Origin of the sequence: Halobacteriovorax sp. RZ-2, from assembly GCF_043196685.1 — a bacterium.
GTDB lineage: Bacteria > Bdellovibrionota > Bacteriovoracia > Bacteriovoracales > Bacteriovoracaceae > Halobacteriovorax_A.
The window spans coordinates 1126301-1148606 of sequence record NZ_JBEBMR010000002.1 but is presented as its reverse complement, the minus strand read 5'-3'; the positions used below and the strand labels follow the sequence as shown (position 1 = coordinate 1148606).

General features: G+C 36.8%; 20 protein-coding genes. 7 read left to right on the top strand and 13 right to left on the bottom strand.

Features of this window, described 5'->3' with window-relative positions; all coding sequences use genetic code 11:
- Positions 1-483: 483 nt before the first annotated feature.
- The 7 genes from pheT to ABMA78_RS11620 form a co-directional block, all read right to left on the bottom strand.
- Complete coding sequence (pheT, locus tag ABMA78_RS11650; protein ID WP_392860224.1) at positions 484-2910, bottom strand: phenylalanine--tRNA ligase subunit beta; 2427 nt, start codon at positions 2908-2910, stop codon at positions 484-486.
- A gap of 22 nt (positions 2911-2932) precedes the next feature.
- Positions 2933-3994, bottom strand: a complete 1062-nt coding sequence (gene pheS / locus ABMA78_RS11645; protein WP_392860222.1) for a phenylalanine--tRNA ligase subunit alpha — start codon at positions 3992-3994, stop codon at positions 2933-2935.
- A 102-nt stretch (positions 3995-4096) separates the two neighbouring features.
- Positions 4097-4609, bottom strand: coding sequence for a DUF4416 family protein (locus ABMA78_RS11640; RefSeq protein WP_392860220.1), 513 nt, complete (start codon positions 4607-4609; stop codon positions 4097-4099).
- Position 4610: 1 nt separating this feature from the next.
- Positions 4611-5633: a bifunctional heptose 7-phosphate kinase/heptose 1-phosphate adenyltransferase gene (locus tag ABMA78_RS11635; RefSeq protein ID WP_392860219.1), complete on the bottom strand. Its 1023-nt coding sequence runs from the start codon at positions 5631-5633 to the stop codon at positions 4611-4613.
- Between the two features lie 10 nt (positions 5634-5643).
- The gene (locus tag ABMA78_RS11630) at positions 5644-6711 is read right to left on the bottom strand and encodes a glycosyltransferase family 9 protein (protein ID WP_392860218.1); all 1068 of its coding nucleotides are present in this window, start codon (positions 6709-6711) and stop codon (positions 5644-5646) included.
- Positions 6708-7397 carry a (d)CMP kinase gene (cmk, locus tag ABMA78_RS11625; protein WP_392860216.1) on the bottom strand — a complete coding sequence of 230 codons (690 nt, stop codon included), beginning with the start codon at positions 7395-7397 and terminating at the stop codon, positions 6708-6710. The genes ABMA78_RS11630 and cmk overlap by 4 nt, the downstream gene beginning before the upstream one ends.
- A gap of 85 nt (positions 7398-7482) precedes the next feature.
- Positions 7483-8412 carry a lytic transglycosylase domain-containing protein gene (locus ABMA78_RS11620; RefSeq protein ID WP_392860215.1) on the bottom strand — a complete coding sequence of 310 codons (930 nt, stop codon included), beginning with the start codon at positions 8410-8412 and terminating at the stop codon, positions 7483-7485.
- A 171-nt stretch (positions 8413-8583) separates the two neighbouring features.
- Between ABMA78_RS11620 and ABMA78_RS11615 the strand changes: the two genes are divergently transcribed.
- Positions 8584-10650, top strand: a complete 2067-nt coding sequence (locus ABMA78_RS11615) for a thioredoxin domain-containing protein (protein ID WP_392860213.1) — start codon at positions 8584-8586, stop codon at positions 10648-10650.
- The gene (locus ABMA78_RS11610) at positions 10643-11581 is read left to right on the top strand and encodes a CoA transferase (RefSeq protein ID WP_392860211.1); all 939 of its coding nucleotides are present in this window, start codon (positions 10643-10645) and stop codon (positions 11579-11581) included. The genes ABMA78_RS11615 and ABMA78_RS11610 overlap by 8 nt, the downstream gene beginning before the upstream one ends.
- On the opposite strand, the gene ABMA78_RS11605 is transcribed toward ABMA78_RS11610, so the two are convergent.
- From ABMA78_RS11605 to ABMA78_RS11595, 3 genes are read right to left on the bottom strand one after another with little or no spacing between them, the layout of a single operon-like run.
- On the bottom strand, positions 11565-11945 hold the full coding sequence (locus tag ABMA78_RS11605) for an MAPEG family protein (protein WP_392860209.1): 381 nt from the start codon (positions 11943-11945) through the stop codon (positions 11565-11567). The two genes, ABMA78_RS11610 and ABMA78_RS11605, sit on opposite strands and share 17 nt — an antisense overlap.
- A gap of 32 nt (positions 11946-11977) precedes the next feature.
- Positions 11978-12808: a mechanosensitive ion channel family protein gene (locus ABMA78_RS11600; protein WP_392860208.1), complete on the bottom strand. Its 831-nt coding sequence runs from the start codon at positions 12806-12808 to the stop codon at positions 11978-11980.
- On the bottom strand, positions 12801-14666 hold the full coding sequence (locus ABMA78_RS11595) for a hypothetical protein (RefSeq protein ID WP_392860207.1): 1866 nt from the start codon (positions 14664-14666) through the stop codon (positions 12801-12803). The genes ABMA78_RS11600 and ABMA78_RS11595 overlap by 8 nt, the downstream gene beginning before the upstream one ends.
- Positions 14667-14828: 162 nt before the next feature.
- Here ABMA78_RS11595 and ABMA78_RS11590 point away from each other — a divergent pair, with 162 nt between their 5' ends.
- Complete coding sequence (locus tag ABMA78_RS11590; protein ID WP_392860205.1) at positions 14829-15266, top strand: GNAT family N-acetyltransferase; 438 nt, start codon at positions 14829-14831, stop codon at positions 15264-15266.
- On the opposite strand, the gene ABMA78_RS11585 is transcribed toward ABMA78_RS11590, so the two are convergent.
- Positions 15263-15634 carry a hypothetical protein gene (locus ABMA78_RS11585; protein ID WP_392860203.1) on the bottom strand — a complete coding sequence of 124 codons (372 nt, stop codon included), beginning with the start codon at positions 15632-15634 and terminating at the stop codon, positions 15263-15265. The two genes, ABMA78_RS11590 and ABMA78_RS11585, sit on opposite strands and share 4 nt — an antisense overlap.
- Before the next feature lie 125 nt (positions 15635-15759).
- Between ABMA78_RS11585 and argS the strand changes: the two genes are divergently transcribed.
- Positions 15760-17526: an arginine--tRNA ligase gene (gene argS, locus ABMA78_RS11580; protein ID WP_392860202.1), complete on the top strand. Its 1767-nt coding sequence runs from the start codon at positions 15760-15762 to the stop codon at positions 17524-17526.
- A gap of 4 nt (positions 17527-17530) precedes the next feature.
- On the opposite strand, the gene ABMA78_RS11575 is transcribed toward argS, so the two are convergent.
- Entirely contained in the window at positions 17531-18133 is a 603-nt protein-coding gene (locus tag ABMA78_RS11575) for a DUF938 domain-containing protein (protein WP_392860200.1), read from the bottom strand.
- 24 nt (positions 18134-18157) lie between these two features.
- Here ABMA78_RS11575 and ABMA78_RS11570 point away from each other — a divergent pair, with 24 nt between their 5' ends.
- Positions 18158-19432: a pseudouridine synthase gene (locus tag ABMA78_RS11570; protein ID WP_392860198.1), complete on the top strand. Its 1275-nt coding sequence runs from the start codon at positions 18158-18160 to the stop codon at positions 19430-19432.
- On the opposite strand, the gene ABMA78_RS11565 is transcribed toward ABMA78_RS11570, so the two are convergent.
- Positions 19377-20234, bottom strand: a complete 858-nt coding sequence (locus ABMA78_RS11565; protein ID WP_392860196.1) for a rhomboid family intramembrane serine protease — start codon at positions 20232-20234, stop codon at positions 19377-19379. The two genes, ABMA78_RS11570 and ABMA78_RS11565, sit on opposite strands and share 56 nt — an antisense overlap.
- Before the next feature lie 208 nt (positions 20235-20442).
- Here ABMA78_RS11565 and ABMA78_RS11560 point away from each other — a divergent pair, with 208 nt between their 5' ends.
- A complete protein-coding gene (locus ABMA78_RS11560) occupies positions 20443-20877 on the top strand; it encodes an RrF2 family transcriptional regulator (RefSeq protein WP_392860195.1) in 435 nt (144 codons plus the stop codon).
- Positions 20870-22303: a Fe-S cluster assembly protein SufB gene (gene sufB, locus ABMA78_RS11555; protein ID WP_392860194.1), complete on the top strand. Its 1434-nt coding sequence runs from the start codon at positions 20870-20872 to the stop codon at positions 22301-22303. The genes ABMA78_RS11560 and sufB overlap by 8 nt, the downstream gene beginning before the upstream one ends.
- The last annotated feature ends 3 nt before the right edge of the window (positions 22304-22306 follow it).

Below are 22306 nucleotides of genomic sequence, written 5' to 3'. Positions count from 1 at the left end.
GTAACTTCAATGATTCAGTTACGTCAGATCTTTCAAAAACCGTTTAAAACTTATTTTGGATTTCTTCTCATCTTGTTCACTGCCTAAGCAGCAAATCTTTATTACTTTATTTGAATGTCTAAAGAGCTGTCCGAGACTATATGTTCATGTTCAACATGTAAAGTCTTTTTTTAACAATTAAGGAAAAAAATTCAATGTCGTTATTAGCAACGTTGTTTTTGTTTCGTTTGTTGTTTGGAACGAGGGGCATATTATGAAACCCCAATAACTTCGTCAATAGTTTTTTTACTTTTTTTTAACTTTTTTTTCATAAATTTTAATAACAATATTAAATACTTATAGATTATTAACGATACTTAATTTTAGCAGTAGGTTGAACTTCTACCAAATCTATAAACCACCGAAATCTCGAAAAGTTATTAGAATAAAAAAGGCCACTCTCTGAGTGGCCTTCTATCATCGGTAACTATGTAAAAAATTTAACTACTTTTTTAGAGGAAATCCGTTTTTTTCTAACGTCTCTACAATCTTATTAGATGCTTCAGTAATGAATTCACCTGATAAAGTATTATTAGGATCTAAGAATTCACTTCTTACTGTTACAGACTTCTTATCTTCTTGAACAAAGATATCCGCAATAGAAGTAGAAACAAGTTCTTTAATCTTAAGTTTAGAAAGACTATTTAAGATAGACCCAACAGCAACACTATTATCTACTTCAACAGTACAATCGAAAGTTGAACCAGGGAATTTAGCTAGTGGACTATACTTTGTTTTATCTTTTTGTTCACGTGATTCAAACGCACTCATGTTAACAAGAGCAATTGAAACGTTTCCTTTAATTTTAAATTGCTTAAGAACAAGTGGGTGTACAGAGAAGATTACACCATCCATCTTTCCTTGAATTCTTAAGTTGTAAAATTCGAAAGGATGAATACCGGCCCATTCTTCATTGATTGCATTACTCTTAAACTTTGGATTACGTTCATTTAACTGATAGTTGATATTAGCACTATCAAGTAAGCGAGTTGTATCGTTTAAAAGATCCATAAAAGGAGTTGCTTCTTTATCAAAGTATAAAGCACCAAATACACTTTCTTCTTTTACGAAGTCTTTATCGTTTGCGTGATATGTACGGCCGATTTCAAAGAACTTGAAAGAAGAAGAGTTCTTTGCGTTTTGAGAAGCAGCTTCTAGGAAAGAAGGAGCAAGTGACTCACGCATAAGAGATGCATCTTTTGATAAAGCATTAATAAGCTCTAGCCCACCCTTGTGCTCGTACATTGCTTTCTTAAGAAGTGATGGCCCAATCATTGGATAAGTCATAACTTCAAATGCACTTGCATGGTTAACCATGAAGTTTTTCATACGACGGTGAAGCTTCTGTGCAGGGCTTAACTTAACAGGTGAAATATCTAGTTTTGGTGACACTGGATCAATATTATCGAAACCAATAATACGGCCAATCTCTTCCACTAGGCATGAGCCTGTTTCAATATCTTTAGTTGCACGGTAACTTGGAATATGAGCAACAAAGCTTTCTTGTGTTCCCTCAATATTAAAATCAAGAGCATTAAAAATTCTTTTCATTTCATCAAAAGAAACTTCTTTCCCTAGTGCCTTATTAATTTTAGCAGCACTTGATGGAATTGATACCGGCTTAATCTCTAAAAGATTCGGGCCATCGTATTGAATGTCACCAACGACTTTAGCATCTGGATTTTCTTTTAATACATACTCAAGAGTTCTTAAAAGTGTTCTTTCAAGCATTAGTGAATCAAGAGTCTTTTCATATCTTGAAGAAGAATCTGTACGAAGCCCTAAGCGAGTTGAAGTTTTTCTAACTTCAGCAGCTTTCCAGTTTGCAACTTCGATAAAGATCTTCGTTGTACTTTCATCAACACCACTATTTAGTCCCCCCATGATTCCAGCTAGAACCAAAGGCTTTTCTGAGTCACCAATAACAGTATCACCTGCTACTAGTTTTCTTTTTTCTTCATCAAGAGTTGTAAATACAGTTTCAGCTTTTAGAGAACTAATCACAACTGTGTCACCTTTAATCTTTTCACGATCAAAGATGTGAAGAGGAATTCCAAGTTCAAGCATCACGTAATTTGAAATATCAACGATATTATTAATTGGACGAAGACCTACTGCTTGCAGGCGTCTTTTCATCCATGCAGGAGACTCTCCTACTTTTACGTTATCTAAGCTAAGACCAAAGTAACCAAGGCAACTTGTGTCTTCTTCAACTTTAATTTTGATTGGAGCTGCATCACTTGAAAATTTTGCTTTTAAATCAGCTGCCCACGAATCTGAGAATGGATTTTTTAATTCATTATCAAAAATTGTTGCAAACTCACGAGCAATACCAAAGTGTCCCCAAAGATCAGGTCTATGAGTTAGAGACTTATTATCAACGTCTAATAGAACGTCTTTTGTTTGACCAAATAGCGTTAGCATATTTGTCCCAAGTTCCGGGTTATCAAACATCTTATCTAATTCAATAATACCTGGAGACTCTTCAGCAAAACCAAGTTCTTCCTCAGAACAAAGCATACCTTCAGAAAGAACGCCACGGATCTTTTTAGGCTCAAGAGTTAGGCCATTTGGTAGAGTAATCCCTAAAGGAGCGTAAGCAGTACGCATACCAATGCGAACGTTTGCGGCACCACAAACAACTTGGAACTGGTCCTTACCATTTGTAAAAGTCACAAGATTTAACTTATCTGCTTCAGGGTGCTTTTCCTTTTCTAGAACTTCAACAACAGTAATGGCCTCTAAGTGATCTCCTACAGAAAGAACATCTTCAACCTCAGCTGTTGCTAGAGTGAACTTTGAACCAATTTCATTTGCGTCTAAGTCTGGAACCTTAACGAAATCTTTAATCCAATCAATACTAATTAACATATATATTCCTTAAAACTATTTTCTAATATTCTTTAAATTGTGAGTTAAATCTAAGATCACCAGATTGAAGGTGGCGGATATCATCAATTCCGTACTTCATCATAACAAGACGATCTAGCCCTAGACCAAAAGCAAAGCCATTGTATTCTTCAGGATCAATTCCTCCTGCTCTAAGAACATTTGGATGAACCATTCCACATGGAAGAAGCTCTACCCAACCAACTTGCTTACAAACAGAACATCCTTTTGCATTACAAACTTGGCATTTGATATCAAGCTCAAAACCTGGTTCAACAAATGGGAAGTAACCAGGACGAAGTCTAACCTCAACATCTTTCTTAAAGATTTCTGTTAGGATTTCTTTCATGAAGTAAATTAGATTAGATACAGAAATATCTTTTCCAACCATCATCCCTTCTAGTTGTTGGAATACCATCTCGTGAGAAGCATCTGTTCTTTCACAACGGAAAACTGTCCCTGGGGCAATAAAACGGAAAGGAGGCTTACGAGACTGCATACCACGTACTTGAATTGTAGAAGTGTGTGTACGTAGTAAGTGCTTATTCCCTTCTGGAGACTTTTCGTCTTTAAACCAGAAAGTATCTTGCATATCACGTGCTGGGTGATCACCTGGAATATTTAGGGCCTCAAAATTATAAAACTCTGTTTCAATATGTGGACCATCTAATACTTCAAAGCCCATTGATAAGAAAATATCTTCAACTTCTTGTTGCACAAGAGTTCTTGGATGAAGTCCACCGTGATTATTATTCTTAGATTTTACAGCATCAGTAAAAGTAATATCGATTTTATTCTTACTTAGCTTTTCATTAATCTGAGCTAGCTCAATTTCAGAAAGCTTCTTTGCGACAAGCTTTTCAATATTTTGCTTAATTTCATTAGCAACTGGCCCAATTTCTTTTCTTTGCTCAGGAGTAGCATCCTTAAGCGACTTTAAAATTTCAGATACTGCTCCCTTCTTGCCTAAGTAACTAGACTTAAGTGAAAGCACTTCTGGTTGCGCATTTACTGTTTCAAGTTCTGTTTGAAACTTTCCATAAGCTTCATTTAGCTTATCAATCATAATCCCACCTATTCGACGATTTATAAACATTCAATAATAACCTTGGGAGTTTTTCATGCGGTGTGCGAAAAAGCAAGACTTGGAGGGTCAGTAATTAGTTAATTAGATCAATAAAAATGAGCGCATCCAATTGAACTTAGCGATGATCTCTGGGTGCTGATAGTCAGGGTATGTCCAAGATAGAGTCTCGTAAGACTTTCCTTGAAATTGATAGGTTAACTCAGCAAAAACCCCCTCACCTAAATAGATGCGATGAGAGTATGGCTTTCCACTTGAAAGCAGCACTTGATCCAAGCAGATTAGGCCTGGGTCGATATTAAAAGTCCTACCTTGATCCTGAAGGTGTGCTTTCTCCAAAGCATCACACTCTTTCTTGATATCAACGAGCTCGGTACGCTCAACTGCATCAGGATAGAAAAAGAAGCATCGCTTAAGGCCACTGCCCATTTCTTTGCTGTAATAGTCTTTCATTGGAAAGAAGTTATGGGTGAAGATGATAGGATGAGAGTATCTTGGCCCAAGTAGACTAACGATTTCACCTGGGCCAATTTTATCCTCTTGATAGAGAACACTAAAGAAAACGAGTGCCTGAGTGGCAGGTTTTAAGTCACTCACTCTACTTCATTTTCTCTTTTAAAACATTATAGTAGTTATTTAGCTCTTCGATATTAACAGTTGCTGTTCCAACCTTACCAACAACAACACCTGCGCCACAGTTTGCAATCCACGCGGCCTCTTCAAGGCTCGCACCTGCTTCTAAACATGCAACGAGAAGTGAGATTGTTGTATCCCCTGCACCTGAAACATCGTAGACTTCGTTGGCAACAGTTGGGATCATATGAAGCTTGCCATCACCTAAAGTATCAAGCATTGCCATTCCTCGTGCACCAAGCGTGATAATGATTTTTTCAAGCTCTAGCTTATCAACAAGGATCTCTGCAATTTCTTCAACTTGAAGTTCTTGTGCATAACCTAAGAGATTTGCCATAAGCTTTGCTTCGAGATGATTAGGCTTAAGAAGCGAGACACCTTTATAGAAAAGCGGAGGCGTTGTACGACTAGGGTCTACGGCCACAAGGCTTTTAGTCTCCTTAAACTCACTTACAAGGCGAGAAATTAGAGACTCTGTTAGAACACCTTTTGAGTAGTCTTCTAAAATAAGCGCACCGTGGTTTTCTTTAAGTTCATTAATGCGAGCAATAAGTCTTTTTTCGACGTCAGCATTAATAGGCTTCTTTGATTCATAATCGATACGACAAATTTGTTGATGATCTGTAACGATTCTTTCTTTGAAAACAGTAGGTCGCTCATCACAACGGACAACTCCCCAAGTTGAAAGCCCTGCTTCTTCTAAAAGGTCTTCTAAAACATTAGCGTTTGCATCGTCACCCATAACACCACATAGAGTTGAGTTAACTCCAAGAGTTTTTAGGTTTTCAGATACGTTGGCCGAAAGTCCAAGCTTGTGCCATTCTTTTTGAACTTCAACAAGAGGTACTGGAGCCTCTGGAGAGATACGGTTAACAACGCCAGATGTATATTTATCAATCCCAACATCTCCAACAACAAGAATTGGCTTAATGTTGGCAAGGTTAGCAATAATTGTATTAAAACGTTCAGATGAAATTAATTTTGTCATAGTATTTCCATTATTTATTTAAAATTGATTTTGCGATTTCAATAACTCTATCTTCTTCAATTTTGGCCATGCAGTCATAATAAGGGCAATCCATTCCTGCACACTTATCAGACTCTCCACAAACAACATTTGGTGTGACTGTTTTAATTTCAGTCTCCCCTTTCGGCTTCCACCTTAATGAAGAATGACTTTTGATCGGCGAGTATATCCCAATTAAAGACACTCCCAGCGCCGCGGCCATGTGTGTGGCACCAGAGTTTGGACCTATAAAAAGTGTAGCGTGTTTTAAAATATTTAGAAAGTTAACAATGCCTCGTTTTTTACCATTGAAGTAGTAGATATTCTGATCACTATAATCTCTAAGCTCTTCTCTAACTGGATTTACGTAGCGTAAATCAGAAGGGATATGAGAAATGATGAAATTAAAACGGTTAGGATAAATACCATTTATGCGCTTAATAAACGTTGCAATATTCTTTGCCGGCCATGGAAGATTATTATTTGATACACCAGGGTGAACAAAGACCATCTCCTTTTCAGGATCAAGGCCCTCTCCCTTTATTAGTTCTTTAAAAGAATTGAAGTCGTTCTCATTTACATTGAAATTAAACTCAGGAATATATTCCTTGTCTTCAATTGTAATAAAATTATCGAGATCACGAAGTAGCTCAATATTATAGAAGGTTTCATGTCCTTCAACTTCTGAGCGTATTTGTCGAACCCCACGATTTAGGGTGAAATTGGCCTGCCATTTCGCCAGATGTCCGCCTCGAAATGGAACTTTTTTAAGCCAAGCAACAAAGTTTGGAGTTTGTGATCCACCTGCGTAGAGATAAACATCAGGCTTAAAGTCATTAAAGACCTGAAGCGCACGCTTTACCTTGAATGGATAAGATCTCTTCTTATCCAGAACATAGACTTTATCGATATAGGGATGATCTTTATAGAGAATAACCGAAGTTGGCGATGTGATAATTGCTACAGTCGCATTTGGATCCATTTCTTTTATGGCCTGGGCCATTGGCATTGTTAGAATATTCTGGCCAATGGCGTCTGTGCGACTGATTAAGTATTTCACAACTCTATTCCAACCTCTTTTGCGCGAATTTTTACATTTTCTTTAAGTGTTGAAATAACCTTGTCGATATCCATTTCACTTGTATCAACGAGTGTTGCATCATCGGCTTTGACAAGAGGGGCCACTTCACGGCCCATATCTTTTTCATCGCGCTTTTTTACATCACGCTTGAGTTGCTCAAGGTCGATATCGTGTTGACCTTTCTCCATTAGCTGATCATATCTTCTTTGCGCACGAATATCGATCGATGCCGTCACAAAGAATTTTGTAAAGGCATTAGGAAAGACTATCGTTCCAATATCACGGCCTTCCATCACGCAAACCTTTTCATTTGCAATTGATCTTTGAAAATCTAGAAGCATTGTTCTGACAACAGGAATTTGTGAAATGATCGAAGCAAGCTTAGATACGTGGTGTTCTCTAATTTTTTGAGATAGATCCACGCCGTCAACTTTCACAAGGGCATCTACTTGCCCGTATTCAAGCTTAATCTCTTTTAAAAATGATTCAACTGCCGCGTGGTTTTGAAGGTCAATCCCCTTCTCATTTGCAGCAAAGGCTAAGGCGCGAAACATTGCACCAGTGTCGATATAAAGGATACCTAGTTCCTTGGCCAACAGCTTAGCTACAGTTGATTTTCCGCTCCCACTTGGGCCATCAATTGCAATAACTGATGAATATGTCATACAACTTCCTTATTCGTGTAATTTATAAGGAATGAATATAGCAATTTTTAATAGCTATTTGAAGTTGAAAAGATGACTCGCTGAATTACGAGTTTTTTGCAAAGCGTGACTTAGAAAGCTCTTTCTTAGCAATCTTTTCGTCAAGATTAGGAACGATATCCATTCCCAGGTAGTAATCAAGATCAAATTTGTGATTATTCTTGTGAAGTATTGACTCAACGCCCAGTGAACGTGAACGCTTATTTAGTGTTTCAACTGCTGCTAGCAGCTTCTTATAATTCTTTTTTACCTTATCGTAATATACGTTCTTAATTCCAACAGGGCGATTAAAACGTAGACTCTGTCTCACAAAGCCCGGCCCCATATTATAGGCAACTGTTGCATAACGATAAAGACCAAACCTCTTATAAAGACGACTAAGGTAATAAACTCCAAGTTCCATATTTACGTGAGGAACACGAAGAATCTCAATAATATCATCTTTATTAAGTGATCTCTTTAGAAGCTTATGAAGGAAGACACCTGTTTTTGGCATAATTTGCATTAGCCCTTGGGCCTTTACATAGCTTTGTGCTGTTGGATTAAAGTGACTTTCTGTCCAAGCGATTGAAATAACCCATAATGGGTCAAGCTGTCTCTCCTGCGCAAAGTGAAGCAGTGAAGAAATATATTTCTTTGCCCTAACATTAATAGGATGCTCCATGTGAGCAATTAATGTGTCCTCAAGAGTCTTTTTATCAATCGATGAAAGGAATCCTAGGTGAAGGCTTTTGAAGAAAGGATTAGTCTCTTTAAAATTATAGCTATTGTAAGGTGTATAAACGTGATTATTTGAATTTATTGAAGAAAGGATACCCAAATCACGGAAGTTTGTGCTTGTAGGAGTCCAAAAGAAATCAAAAGAAAGCACGGCCGCAAAGGCACAAAGTCCTAACGTGAGCAATGATTTTGTATTCGTACAAAAAGTACTAAAATGTTCAAGATGCGAGCTATATCGCTCACTCGGTGCTTTCATATGATGGTCTTTTACCGCTATTGAACCTGCTCGTCTAGTTAAAAGAAAATTATAATGCAAAGCATCGGAAATAATTTCAAAAACATTCATTTAATTACAGGATTTTGGGAGGTTATCCTTTAATTTTTAAATATTTCACGCATAATAGATATATAAATTTGAGGAGTAAGAATGACAGATATTGGATTTAACCGATTAAAAGATGAATCATCAACATACCTAAAGCAACACAAAGACAATCCAGTTCACTGGTATCCTTGGGGACCAGAGGCACTTGCCCGTGCTACAGAGGAAAACAAACCTATCTTCCTTTCAATTGGATACAGCTCTTGTCACTGGTGCCACGTCATGGCCGAAGAGTCCTTCTGTGATGAAGAAACGGCAAAATACCTAAATGAGAACTTTATCAACATTAAAGTTGATAGAGAAGAACACCCAGATATTGATAACTACTACCAGCAAGCGTGCCAATTATTTACAAATGGAGGCGGATGGCCTCTAAGTGCCTTCCTACTTCCTAACCTTAGGCCATTCTTTGTAGGAACATATTTTCCTAAAGAAGCTAAGGGCAAGGCAACTCCATTTATGGAAGTTTTATCTGAGCTAGTTAGAGCATATAAAGACGATAATGCTACAGTAACAGAAAATGCTGATAAAGCATTTGATGCAATTGAAAAAGGCTTCATTTCACCAGAGAATGTTGACTTTCAAGGTCACTTTCCACATCCAAACTCAGTTCTTGATGTTCTTGAGAAATTTAAAGACGAGGAAAATGGTGGTTTTGGAGAAGCTCCAAAGTTTCCACAACTTGCTTTCTACGAGTGGGCCATCGAGCAAATGCTTGAGGGTGTTGTAAAGAAAGAGCATGGTGAGCACATTGTAAAGTCATTAGAAAGAATGCTAATGGGTGGTGTTTACGATCAAGTACGTGGTGGTCTACATCGCTACAGCACTGACAATAAGTGGACTGTACCACATTTTGAGAAGATGCTTTATGATCAAGCTGGTCTTCTAAAGCTTCTTGCAAAAGCAAGTATGCTCTACCCTTCACCACTTGTTTTTGATGGAATCTTTAACACACTTGAGTATCTAAAAAGTGAAATGCTTAATGAAGAAGAAAATTTCTTCTTCTCAGCACAAGATGCTGACAGTGAAGGCGTTGAAGGACTTTACTTCACTTACACAGAACAAGAGTTTGAAGATGCCTTAGGAAGATTTGATACAGAAGATGAGTCACTAACAAAAAATCTTGATAAACTTAAGGACTGGTTTGGAATTACTCAAAAAGGTAATTTTGATTCAGGACTTAACGTACTGACAATTAATCATGAAAAATCACAAGAGATCTTCACAAGTGAATCTTGGGATCTAATTAGAAATGCAAAGAAAGCACTTCTTAATGAGAGAAAGCTTCGCATTCCTCCAATGACTGATAATAAAGGGATTGCTAGTTGGAACTTCCATATGATCACAGCACTCTCAGATGTTATGCAATACACTCAAGTGCCAGCAATTAGAAATGCGGCCAGCATGTTATTTAACCGTGTTGTGGAAGGTACATATAAGAAATTCTTAGAGACAACGCCAAACGGTATGCGTCTACGTCACACGACAACTCGTCCAGTTGGTGCTTCTCTATTAGAAGACTACGTTCTCTTTGCAGAGGCCCAACTTAGAATTTATGAACTAAGTGGTAATCCTGTCTTTAAGGCAAATCTAAAAGACACACTAGGCTTTATCTTAAAAGAGTTCTTAGTCGATGGCCGTCTTAAAACTCGTGCCCTAAGAGATAATGATATGGAGCTATATCCAAATCAAAATTTTACAAGTTTTGATCAGTCATTTAAGTCTCCTGTTTCGACTCTTATTAAATTAATTAGACGTGCAAGTGTTCTATTTAGCGACATTGATATGCTTGAAGAAATTAAGCCTCTGATGGAAAATACGACTCAAGATGTCCTAAAGAACCCAGCTGGTTCTGGAGAAGGTCTTAGAGCACTTAGTTACCCAGCAAATGCATACAAGGTAATTAAATGTCCAAAAGAATGGCTTCAAAACCAAGAATTCGCAGGTTTTATTTGCTACTTCCTACCAAGATTTGTTTTTGACTTCCATGAAGACAAAGGACAGAGATGGGAAATTTGTGGAACAAATGAATGTGAGATGACTGGAGAAGGTTTAGATAACTTCATCGAAACTCTAAAGCCTAATCAAGCACAAGGCCAAGCGAATGAGTAACACTCAAGGAAGGCCACTATCTGGCAAAACAATCATTGATTTTTCACATCGCCTACCAGGGCCTCTTGCAGGAAAACTTCTTGCAGGCCTAGGCGCAAATGTCATTAAGATCGAAGATGCTAAATTTAAAGATCCATTTATTTATGGCCTCTTTGCTGAAATGGATAACTCATTTCCTAAATGGTACGAAGAATTAAATGCATGTAAAACTGTAAGACGCTTCGACTTTAAAAGCGAAGAAGATATTAAAGAGATACAAAAATTAGTTTTTGAAGCAGATGGAATCATTATGGGAATTCCAGGAAAAATTCAAGACAAGCTTGGGATCTCCATAGAGACAATTGAGAATACAGTTAAGCACTCATATGGAATTGTCATTCCAAAGGCATCAAAAGAGCATATGAATCATATGCACGATCTTAATGCTCTTGCAATGACTGGACTTCTAAGCCTACACCTTAGAAATATTAAATCTATTGAAGATGTGGCACCTCCATTTCTACCTCTTGCAGGTATTAACTTTGGTCAGAAAATGGCCTTCGATCTTCTTGGGGCAATGTTTAAGGCACAGGAAACAAAAGATGTTCAAGTTATTGAGTCATTTCTTTATGAGTCGACTCAAGAAGTATTCGATGCTTTTTGGCCAAAATCAATTAGAGAAACTGATCACAAGTTCTTACACAACGGTCTCTACCCTTGTTACAATATCTATCAAACAAGTGACTATGAATTTGTTGTCATGGCATGTGTTGAGGAAAAGTTTTGGCAATCATTTAAAGAAGCCTTTAAATTTGATTCAACTGATGATGAGAGATTTGAAACAAGTGGTTCTATTCATAAGAGACTTAAGGATCTCTTCTTCTCAATGACTGCCCAGGATGTACGAAACACCCTAGGCAACCTTGATATTTGTATTAACGTAATAAAGTAATACTGATTCCAATTAAAGAAACAAGAATAATGCTGGTACCGAAAAAACGATAAACTGAAGTACCAGCACTTTTTGTAAGTCCAATAAAGTGAGATACTCTCGAAATAATGAGTGCAGCAAGAAGAATATGAATTCCCATTAGTGAGATCGCCTCTTTCTCAATTGCAAAATAAGTTAAAAGCAAAATAAAGGGAATATACTCTGAGAAGTTCCCATGAATTCTGATGGCCTTATTCATGTCTGACACTTTTCCGTGCCCTAGGCCCACACGATGTTTCCAACGATTACGAATAACATTTAGTGTAACAACGACATAAAGTAATCCAAGTACACCGCAATAGCGAAAAAAGATTTCCATTTCCATATCAACTCCCTACTTTTCTTAAGAATAAGAAATTATGACTCAGAAAGTAGTTGATCGGCAAGTTCCTCTTCTTTTAAAGCTTCATAGAATCTCTTCGTAATATCTGTCACAAAGGCCTTTTCATAAATTGTTTCAAGGACATATGCTTTAACTGTCGCCTTAATGCCTATGCCATGCTCAAACTTCTCTGTTGAAACAACTACCTTTAATGGTTTTTTTAGGTAGGCATAGCGAGAAGTTGAAGTCACTTCTTCGAGTAATGAAATCATGCGTGCAATATCGCAGTTATTCTTAAAATAAAAATAGCTACAAACCATCATATCTCGTTGCCCAGAGTTAGCGGAAGCGACATTTTCACTTAGAAATAAATTATTCGGTATCGTGACAGTGGAATCATCTAGTGTTTGAATACGAACAGAGCGAAGGCCAATTTGGATAATATCACCATAGTTATCTCGAAATAGGATTCGATCCCCTACTTGAAATGGTTTATCAAAAATTAAAATGATACCTGCAATAATTGATGAAATAAGATCTTTAAGAGAAAACCCAATGGCCACAGCACCAGAACCAAGAAATGCATAGATCATCTCCTGACTAGGATTTAGCGTTACATACAATAACCAAAAGGTACCAAAGATATAAATCATATGGGTTATGATTGTATTTAGTTGAAGTATTGATAAGCGATAGTATGGAATTTTAATGGCAAGATACTGCAAGGACCAAGAGACGATTCTAACAATAATAAAGAGAGTAAAAAAGCCCACGAATAAACCAAAAATCATTTCAGAGTTAACTGAATCGAAGATACTTGCCATTTTTTGTGTTTTTACGATTGTATCTGTTACAACATCATTCATAGATAAAATTCCTCTTTCGTAAGATATTTTTAATATCCACTAACCAATCCTTTCTTATGTGAAAGTAGTCTCCATCTCTGCTTAGAATCCCTTTTCCAAAACCAGCTTTAAGTGCATAGGTCACAACTTTCTCACTTAGATCTGTCGTTTCTATGATTTCAGAAAAGCTTAAATATTCGTGTGAAAGTATACTGGAAAAAACAAATAATGATTCATCTGATAACACTTCAACTTCATGAATAGGTCGACGTTGTGGCAGGTGTAATTCAATTGTTTTATCATTTACATGTGAGATGGACTTTAGCCATGTATTCACTGCGGCCTGAGGGTTTCCACCTGTTTGCTTGGCCAAAATTCTAAAATAGATATCCTGAGCATTTTCGATAGATCTTTCTGCACCAAAATGGGACATAATTTCAAAAAGCTCTTCGTTGAAGCGAATCTCTAAACCTGTTGGTTCATGTCTTTTTAAGATTAGTTCTTTTAGCTCTTCTTTATTCCATGGCCTGATATAGATCGTATCTGAAGACAGTTCATATTTATTGTAAATATGCTTAATAAGATTTAACGAATTACTATTCCATACTGTAAACCAAAAGACATTTTTAGAGGAATTATTGATAACATTAAAGAAAGCATCGAAGGCCTTAAAACCGTGAAATTTTGATAAGAAGAGATTATGTGCATTTTTAATAATGACAAACTTCTTCTCTTCTTCACTACCTTTACCAACAAAATTTTCTAACCTTTTTAAAAGTACTGATTCTTCAACAATCTTCTCACTAATATCTAATTTAAAAGATGTTACTGAAGAATAGCGTTTAAGAATCTTATCAAGAACATGGTTCTTTCCACTTCCAGACTCTCCAGAGAATGCCAAATGATAAGAGCTACTCGTTCCATTAAGCCAGCTATCAATACGCTCATAGGCCATAACAGCAGGATCAGGCTTTCTTGTTATCTCTGTACCATTTTCTCTTTTAAAGATTTCAATATAATCACTCGGTACTTCATAATCAGTAAAGACTTCATCTCTAAGGCTTTCCAGGTGTTGTTCTAAAATTCCAGACAATAGATTCTTCGCCCATTCCTTGTCATTATTAGCAAGAAAGAACATTAAGTAGAATGAGTAAAGCAGAGTATAGAGATAGAGAAATACTGGAAGGATATAGCGTATAACATGTTTAGAAATATGCTTCTTTGTTAACAGCATTGAAGGCGGAACAATCTTTGGAAGGATTAACTCAGCGTAATTGTCATATCTAAGTAAGATAATTGTATAAATAACAAAGAAGAGAATCGATATAATATTATGGCCAAGAAATCCTGAAAATAAATTATAGAGTAAAATGAAAAAGAAAGTTGTAATGGTAATAATGTAGCGAAGCTTCTTGCTATCCTTAACGAAGTCTCTATTCACTTTTTTAAAGTAGACCTGAAAGTTATAACGAAGGAAGCTATGAAAGTAGCCGATATTTATATAGAGAACATAGAGGGCCAAGATATTTCTAAAGACATGCAAAAAAAGTTGAAAGTCTTCTCTTTCAAATTTTAGTAAGTAGAGATTAAAAATATCTAGAGCACTAAAAGCAAATAAGTAATACAAGTTGAAGTCGAAGAATCTGAAAACATATTTTCGCGCATCAACTTTATTCTCCCCACGTCTTAACATCATGGTTCTAATCAAGAAAAAGATGATTCGAACGACAATAATAACAGCAAGAAATAAAAAGAATGAACGTATAGGCCAAGCAAGGATAAAGTCATCGATGGTTGTTATGAGACCAGCGAGTTCTTGATTTAAAAAGTGAAAAGCATCGGCCACGGCCTTTTGAATTTTTATAATACTAAATTTCATGAATCTATTATAAAGTTAACTGATCTTTTTCCCATAATTATTATTGTCGCAATAGTAAAAAAAACTAAAAAATAAACTTAGATACTCGGGTAATACGGGGCAAGCGTCTTCAATGCCTCTTTATTGTGACAAAATTTCATTTATTTGGTATAAAGTCCCTCTATGATCGTTAAAAGAATCCATTTGAAAGATACATTTAAAATTCGTCGCTCAGTATTAGGCATTGAAGGCATCGACTCTAGTTATAATTTTACTGGAGATAATGAGTCAGACACATTTCACTTAGGTGCATTTGTCGACAATAATCTTGTATCAGTTGCTTCTTTTTACTTTAATCCAAATCCTAACTTTAATATTGATAATCAATATCAACTACAAGGTATGGCGACCCTTGAAAATCACCGTAAACAAGGCTTTTCAAGAGAGCTGCTAAATGTTGCCTTCCCTATTATTAAGCAAAACTTCTGTAATTTAGTATGGTGTAATGCTCGTATCGAAGCGAGGGCATTTTATGAAAAACTTGGTTTTGAAGTGTTTGGAGATGAGTTTGAAGTCGAAGGGATCGGACGTCATGTTTTAATGTTTCGTGAGATCAATTAATCCTTGCAATAAGAATCTATCCTCGACTTAAGCATCAGTTTAGACTGGCCCTTAAAGCATTCTTTTTGACCACTATACTTTTGAATCACCATACAATTCATATCTTCTCGAGTGTCACAATCTCTAAGGGAGAGATCATTAACACAGGCAAAGTGCTTTCGTCTTTTAGAGCATAAGTAGATAAGGTTTGGACCTTTGAAAAGGCCATCCCCAATACTTGATTCAGTATTGTACTTTCGAAATTCCTCCGCTTCTTGTCGCTCTCTTTGTTGCTTTTTTTGAAACTCCTCAATCGGCGTCATAGCATCATCTGCTAGCACAGACTGACTCGTCCCTATAGCAAGGCATATTGAGCTAAATATAATCATTAGAAGTCTAGTAGAAATGAACATATGAAATTACTTTTCCTAAACAATTAGTAAATTATTTATTATAATATGATGATAACATAGATATACTAAACTGCAGCGCAGCAAAATACGGTGATTACTTAATGGAAACGAATACGATTTTAGCAAAACTTACTGATATCCTAGAAAATGCATTCTCATCTGCTTATCCAGATGCAGAGTTTAAGAGAGAAGATATTTACTCATCAATTGGACAGGCCCCGAATATTGAAATGGCCCACTATGCTTTTCCTGTATTTCGTTTTGCCAAGGCCCTTAGACAAGGCCCACCACAAATCGCAGCAGCAATTCTAGAAAAAGTTGATCTCGAAGCAAATGCTTCAATAATCAAAGACCTTAAAGCACAAGGTCCATACCTTAATTTTACCCTTACTGCTGATGCATATTTTGAAAGCTTAATTGGAGAAATTCGCACAGGTGATTTTTTCAAGAAAGAACTAACAAAGGGTGAAGGGAAAACAATGATTGAGTATTCGCAACCGAATACTCACAAAGAGCTTCACGTGGGGCATATGAGAAATCTATGTCTTGGTAATGCTCTTGTTAGAATTAAACAGTATTGTAGTGTTGATGTACACCCAGTAACTTATCCTGGTGACTCTGGTACTCACGTTGCAAAATGTCTTTGGTATTTGAAGTATCACAATCAAGACACAATTCCTGAAACAAATAAGGGTGAATGGCTAGGACGTATTTACACACTAGCTAATACAAAGCTTGAAGATGAACTTGGAAGCGATAAAGAAGATGATAACCGCGCTAAGCTGACAGAGATCCTAAAACAGCTTCACGCTGAAGAGGGAGAATTCTTTGATCTATGGCAAGAGACTCGTCAGTGGTCAATTGATCTCATGAAGAAAACATATGCTTGGGCAGATGTTGAATTTGATCGTTGGTTCTTTGAATCTGAAATGGATGCTCCATCACTAAAAATCTGTAATGAATATTATGAGAAAGGTTTATTCGTAAAAGATGATGGTGCGATTGGAATGGATCTAAGTGATGATAAGCTTGGCTTCTGTATTCTAATTAAATCAGACGGTACTGGTCTTTATTCAACAAAGGACGTTGCTCTAGCAATTAAGAAATTTGAAGAATACGGTGTGAAAAATAATATCTACATTGTTGACTCTCGCCAGGCCTTCCACTTCAAGCAAGTTTTCAAAGTTCTAGAACATATTGGTTTTGAACAAGCTAAAGACTGCTATCACCTACCATATGAAATGGTTGAGCTTACAGATGGTGCCATGAGTTCTCGTAAGGGAAATATCGTTGCCCTTACTGATCTTATCAATAATATGGAAAGTAAAATTAAGGATGATTACCTTAATAAGTATGCTGGGGAATGGGATCAGTCAGAGATCGATGAGACAGCAACGAAGATTGCCAATGGTGCAATTAAATATGGGATGATCAAAATTGATAATAACCGTAAGATCGTTTTTGATATGAACGAATGGTTAAAACTTGATGGAGACACTGGCCCATATCTTCAATATGTTTATGCACGTATTAATTCACTACTTAAGAAGCAAGGCTTTGATAAAGCTCAGGCCCTCGAGCTTTCAAATGCAAGCTCACTTGTTGAAACAAAAGAATTTGAACTAATGCAGAAGCTATCACTATTTAATGATGTTGCAATTAAGGCGCATGAGCAAAATAAAACAAGTCTTCTGACTACTTACCTATTTGAACTTGGAAAGTTATTTAATAGCTTCTATGCAGCTTGCCCAATTGCTTCAAGTGAAGAGTCACTTAAGAAAGCTCGCCTTGAGCTTGCGTATGCAACAAGTGAAATCATTAAAACTGGCCTTGGGATTCTAGGAATTCAAGTACCAGAAAGAATGTAGTCCATTATTTCGTAAATATTAAAAGCTGATTATTAGCTGGCATTGCAATATCTTCTTTTAGAAAGACACCTTTCTTTAAGAAGTTATTGCAAATATCTTCAAAATTTCGAATTCCACTTTGAGCATCACGCTCTTTTAAAAATCCATCAAATTGTTCATTAGACGCACTCGTGAAATTTCCATGATACTTAAATGGCCCGTAAATAAATAGAGTGCTATTTTCATCCATTGCTGTGGCCAAGTCCTTAATAAAAGTCTTTGCGGCCTTCCAAGGCATGATATGAAGTGTATTTGCTGTGTAGTAGAACTTTTTCCCGGCCTCAAGTTTATTGAAACCTGCTTCATAAACAAGGGGGCCTTTAAGATTTGGTAAACTCTTTTGGTAATGTGATAAGCAAGTCTTTAAGACATTTTGGTTATCTCTAATCTCAGATGTAATAAAATCAACTTGAGCAAAGGCCTTAGCAAAATGTGCACTATGCTGACAAGTCAGAGAGCCAATCTCGAGAAACTCTCCATTATCACTACTGCTTAAATAAGGTGTGATCACCTCAAGGATAGGGCCTTTATTTCTTTCACATGCTTCAGAATTTGGTAAATCGTTCATAGTAAACATGATACAATACTTTCAGTGAAAAAAAGAATTAAAATCCGATTATCTGCCAATGATATCGTCTTTGAAGACGATAACTATATTGCCCTAAACAAAAAGGCGGGCTGGCCAGTGCATAAAACTCTCGATCGTTTTCGAGATAATTGCACTGATGCTCTTTCTAGTTTTCTGAAAAATCGAAGTGATGGAAAGGATCAGTATCTCGTCCTAGCACATAGACTTGATGTGGAAACGTCTGGAATTCTTTTATTTGCTAAAAACAAAGAGGCCAATAAATATCTTCAAGAACTCTTTAGCTCTCATGATCCGCAAAAGATAAGAAAGAGTTATTTAGCTATCTGTAGCGGTGTCTTTACACAACAAGAAGCAAGGATTGAAAACTTCCTTAAGGCAAACCGAGTTGGGCGTATTGAGAAGATGGTTGTCGTTAACTCTGGTGGTAAAAAGGCCATAACAGACTACAAAGTTATCGATACTGATAAGCAGTACTCATTAGTTGAGTTTACGATCCTAACTGGTAGAAAGCATCAGATTAGGGCCCATGCAAAAGAGATTGGTCATCCAATTTACGGTGATCCAATCTATTCAAATTCAAAGGATCAGAGTGGACAAAGACTTTGTGCTTACAAAATCAGCTTCTTTGATAAGTTTTTACAAAAAGAAATAAACTTAGAAATTACTCCTCCATTTAAGCTTGAAAACTTCAAAGAAGTAGCAAGTAATGGAGAACATCAATATATCATCTTTAATAAGCCATACGATGTCCTGTGCCAATTTGGAAAAGACCACAGAGACCAGCTAAGCCTTATTGATTACAAGCTACCAAAGGAAGTTTACCCTGTTGGCCGCTTAGATAAAGACAGTGAAGGCCTACTGATTCTCACTAATGATGGGAAGTATAAGAACCAAATGGCCAATGCTGATAGTAAGGTTGAAAAAACTTATCTTGTTCAAGTCGACGGCGATATCACACCAGAAGCAATTGAAGAGCTAAAGCGTGGTGTTGTCATTAAAGGTAATTACAAGACAAAGCCAGCGAAAGTTAAAAAGCTAACAAACTTTAAAATTGAAGATCGCGTCCCACCAGTGCGAGTACGCAAAACAATCCCTACCTCTTGGATTGAAGTCCGAATATCAGAAGGACGAAATCGCCAGATTCGTAGAATGTGTGCGGCGGTAAACTTCCCAACCCTTAGGCTAATTCGAGTCGCTATTGGCGATGTGAAATTAGGTGATCTTAAGATTGGTGAGTATTCGACTTTTGATCCGAGCGATCAATCAAAGCAAAAATAACACCTAAGACGGCACCACTGACAAGTCCACCTCCGTGGGCCCAATTGGCCATCTTAAAATTAAAGACATCAAAGAAACCTAAGAAGAGCCATCCAACCATGAGAACAATATCAGAAGTTGGAAGCTTAAACTTAAAGTTTGGATTTAGCCTTGAGTATGGCCATAGAAAACCAAGTAGGCCGTAAACCACACCAGAAAGCCCTCCAAACATCCCCGGGGACATAATCGCTTGTAGGATATTTGAAGAAATTGCCGTAAATAAAAGAAGCAGTATTAAAAATACACTTCCCTTAGTCACCTCAATGAGCTTACCTAACTCTTTCCACCACAACATATTAAAGAAGATATGAATGTAGCCAAAGTGGATAAAGGCAGGAGAAAGAAGCCTCCAGTACTCACCATTATTAATGTCTGCAAAGGCATCTACTTTAGAAGTTGAAAAAAGAAAAAGATAATAGAGGTTTTCATTCTTTAGAATCCAGCCAAAGATGAAGACGATTACACACAAGGCCAAGATTATAATTGTCGCAGGTCCCATACTTAAAGATTGAACATATTGCCAATTTTTATCAACCTTAGTTGGTTTGGCCCCTCCAATATAGATGCGGTAAACATCACGGGCCTGTTGTAATTGATTTAGGTCCACAACAAATAAATGATAGAAGTCGTTCTCATATTCTTTTGTAATATGGATACCTTGTCGAATTAGTTGCGCTTCAATTTGGGCAACAATCGACTCATCACGTAAAGAACCAATATACTTGAGGCGTTTTAAGTTAATTTCCGAATCATGTTCACTCATAAGACCATTTTCCTACAAAGCTTGATAAAAGTCGATCTTACATAAATATTATGGATTTAAGGTGTGATTCGACCTATATATTTGCTAAGATGGAGTTAAATAAGTTGTTTTTTGACTTATTTTACGTTATTTAAAAGTCATAACGTAAATTATTAATAAAAGGCGATACCTAAGGTATTTAACTCGTCACAATATAGGTGTGTTAAGCATGTTTAAGGTTAGTAAAAAAACAGAATATGCCCTGACAGCTCTAAAGCATATGCAAGAGCACGGACACACATGTGCCGAAAATCTCACTTCGGCCAGAGAGATCTGTGACATACACAAGATGCCTTTTGATCCAGTATCTAAAGTTATGCAAAAGCTAAATGGATACGGAGTGCTCTCATCAATCAAAGGTATAAAAGGAGGCTACTATCTTAGCCGTCCCCTATCTGAAATCAATCTCTTTGAAGTAAGTAATTCAATTGAAGGAAAGATTACAGAATCTGATTGTGATGCTCTTAAGGGCAAATGTACGAAATATTTAAATTGCGAATTAATTACACCAATAGAAAAGCTTAACTCTCACGTTAATCACCAGCTGATTAACTTGTCGCTTGAAGAGTTATTAATAAATAAGGCAGGATTCACACATGAGTGATACACAATTAACAAAGTCAGAATATAAGTATGGCTTCTTTACAGACATTGAAACTCAAGAGTTCCCAAAGGGTTTAAATGAAGACATCGTAAGGATGATTTCAGCAAAGAAGAATGAGCCTGAATGGTTACTTGAATATCGTCTAAAGGCATTTCGTCTTTGGAAACAAATGCCAATGCCAAATTGGGCCAAACTAGAAATCCCAAAAATTGATTTTGAAGACCTATACTACTATGCGGCCCCCAAATCGACAGAAAGCGCACCAAAGAGCTTGGATGACTTGGACCCGGAACTTTTAGCAACATTTGAAAAGCTAGGAATTCCACTTTCTGAGCAAAAGAGAATCTCAGGTGTTGCCGTTGACGCTGTATTTGACTCGGTTTCAGTTGGAACAACATATAAGGAAGAACTAGAAAAAGTTGGAGTTATTTTCTGCTCAATTTCAGAAGCAGTACAAGAGCACCCAGAACTAGTTAAGAAGTACCTAGGAACAGTTGTTCCTCCTGCAGACAATTTCTATGCAGCACTAAATGCGGCAGTATTCTCTGATGGATCATTCGTTTACATCCCTGAAGGTGTAACTTGTCCAATGGATCTTTCAACATACTTTAGAATCAATGCAAAAGAGACGGGTCAGTTTGAAAGAACACTTGTTGTTGCCGATAAAGGAAGTTACGTAAATTACCTTGAGGGTTGTACAGCTCCTCAACGAGATGAAAATCAACTTCACGCTGCTATCGTTGAGCTTATTGCTCTTGATGATGCAGAAATTAAGTATTCAACTGTTCAAAACTGGTACGCCGGAGATGAGCAAGGAAAGGGTGGTATTTACAACTTCGTAACAAAGCGTGGTAACTGCCTTGGAAAGAATTCTAAGATTTCATGGACACAAGTTGAAGCAGGATCTGCTATCACTTGGAAGTATCCTTCATGTAACTTAATTGGTGAAAACTCACAGGGTGCTTTCTACTCAGTAGCACTAACGAATAATAAAATGCAGGCCGATACAGGAACTAAAATGGTTCACATCGGAAAGAATACTAAGTCGACAATTATTTCAAAAGGTATCTCAGCAGAAGCTTCTGAAAATAATTATCGTGGACTTGTTAAGGTTATGCCATCAGCTATTGGTGCAAAGAACTACTCTCAATGTGATTCAATGCTTGTTGGTTCTAAGTGTTCTGCAAACACATTCCCATATATTGACGTTAAGAATAATACGGCAACTGTAGAGCACGAGGCTTCGACTTCAAAGATTTCTGAAGATCAGCTTTTCTACCTACAGCAACGTGGAATGGATATGGAAAAATGTATCTCAATGATCGTAAATGGTTTCTGTAGTGAAGTTTTCAAAGAGCTTCCACTAGAGTTCTCAGTTGAGGCCGTAAAGTTAATTGAGATGAAATTAGAAAATTCAATCGGATAAAAT

Bases quoted from the DNA above. Each gene is read 5' to 3' on its own strand.
- cmk (WP_392860216.1), bottom strand. From the start codon at position 7,397: ATGACATATTCATCAGTTATTGCAATTGATGGCCCAAGTGGGAGCGGA.
- ABMA78_RS11590 (WP_392860205.1), top strand. From the start codon at position 14,829: ATGATCGTTAAAAGAATCCATTTGAAAGATACATTTAAAATTCGTCGC.
- ABMA78_RS11565 (WP_392860196.1), bottom strand. From the start codon at position 20,234: ATGAGTGAACATGATTCGGAAATTAACTTAAAACGCCTCAAGTATATT.
- ABMA78_RS11620 (WP_392860215.1), bottom strand. From the start codon at position 8,412: ATGAAAGCACCGAGTGAGCGATATAGCTCGCATCTTGAACATTTTAGT.
- ABMA78_RS11575 (WP_392860200.1), bottom strand. From the start codon at position 18,133: ATGAACGATTTACCAAATTCTGAAGCATGTGAAAGAAATAAAGGCCCT.
- pheS (WP_392860222.1), bottom strand. From the start codon at position 3,994: ATGATTGATAAGCTAAATGAAGCTTATGGAAAGTTTCAAACAGAACTT.
- ABMA78_RS11585 (WP_392860203.1), bottom strand. From the start codon at position 15,634: ATGATTATATTTAGCTCAATATGCCTTGCTATAGGGACGAGTCAGTCT.
- ABMA78_RS11600 (WP_392860208.1), bottom strand. From the start codon at position 12,808: ATGAATGATGTTGTAACAGATACAATCGTAAAAACACAAAAAATGGCA.
- ABMA78_RS11560 (WP_392860195.1), top strand. From the start codon at position 20,443: ATGTTTAAGGTTAGTAAAAAAACAGAATATGCCCTGACAGCTCTAAAG.
- pheT (WP_392860224.1), bottom strand. From the start codon at position 2,910: ATGTTAATTAGTATTGATTGGATTAAAGATTTCGTTAAGGTTCCAGAC.
- ABMA78_RS11635 (WP_392860219.1), bottom strand. From the start codon at position 5,633: ATGACAAAATTAATTTCATCTGAACGTTTTAATACAATTATTGCTAAC.
- sufB (WP_392860194.1), top strand. From the start codon at position 20,870: ATGAGTGATACACAATTAACAAAGTCAGAATATAAGTATGGCTTCTTT.
- argS (WP_392860202.1), top strand. From the start codon at position 15,760: ATGGAAACGAATACGATTTTAGCAAAACTTACTGATATCCTAGAAAAT.
- ABMA78_RS11610 (WP_392860211.1), top strand. From the start codon at position 10,643: ATGAGTAACACTCAAGGAAGGCCACTATCTGGCAAAACAATCATTGAT.
- ABMA78_RS11595 (WP_392860207.1), bottom strand. From the start codon at position 14,666: ATGAAATTTAGTATTATAAAAATTCAAAAGGCCGTGGCCGATGCTTTT.
- ABMA78_RS11605 (WP_392860209.1), bottom strand. From the start codon at position 11,945: ATGGAAATGGAAATCTTTTTTCGCTATTGCGGTGTACTTGGATTACTT.
- ABMA78_RS11615 (WP_392860213.1), top strand. From the start codon at position 8,584: ATGACAGATATTGGATTTAACCGATTAAAAGATGAATCATCAACATAC.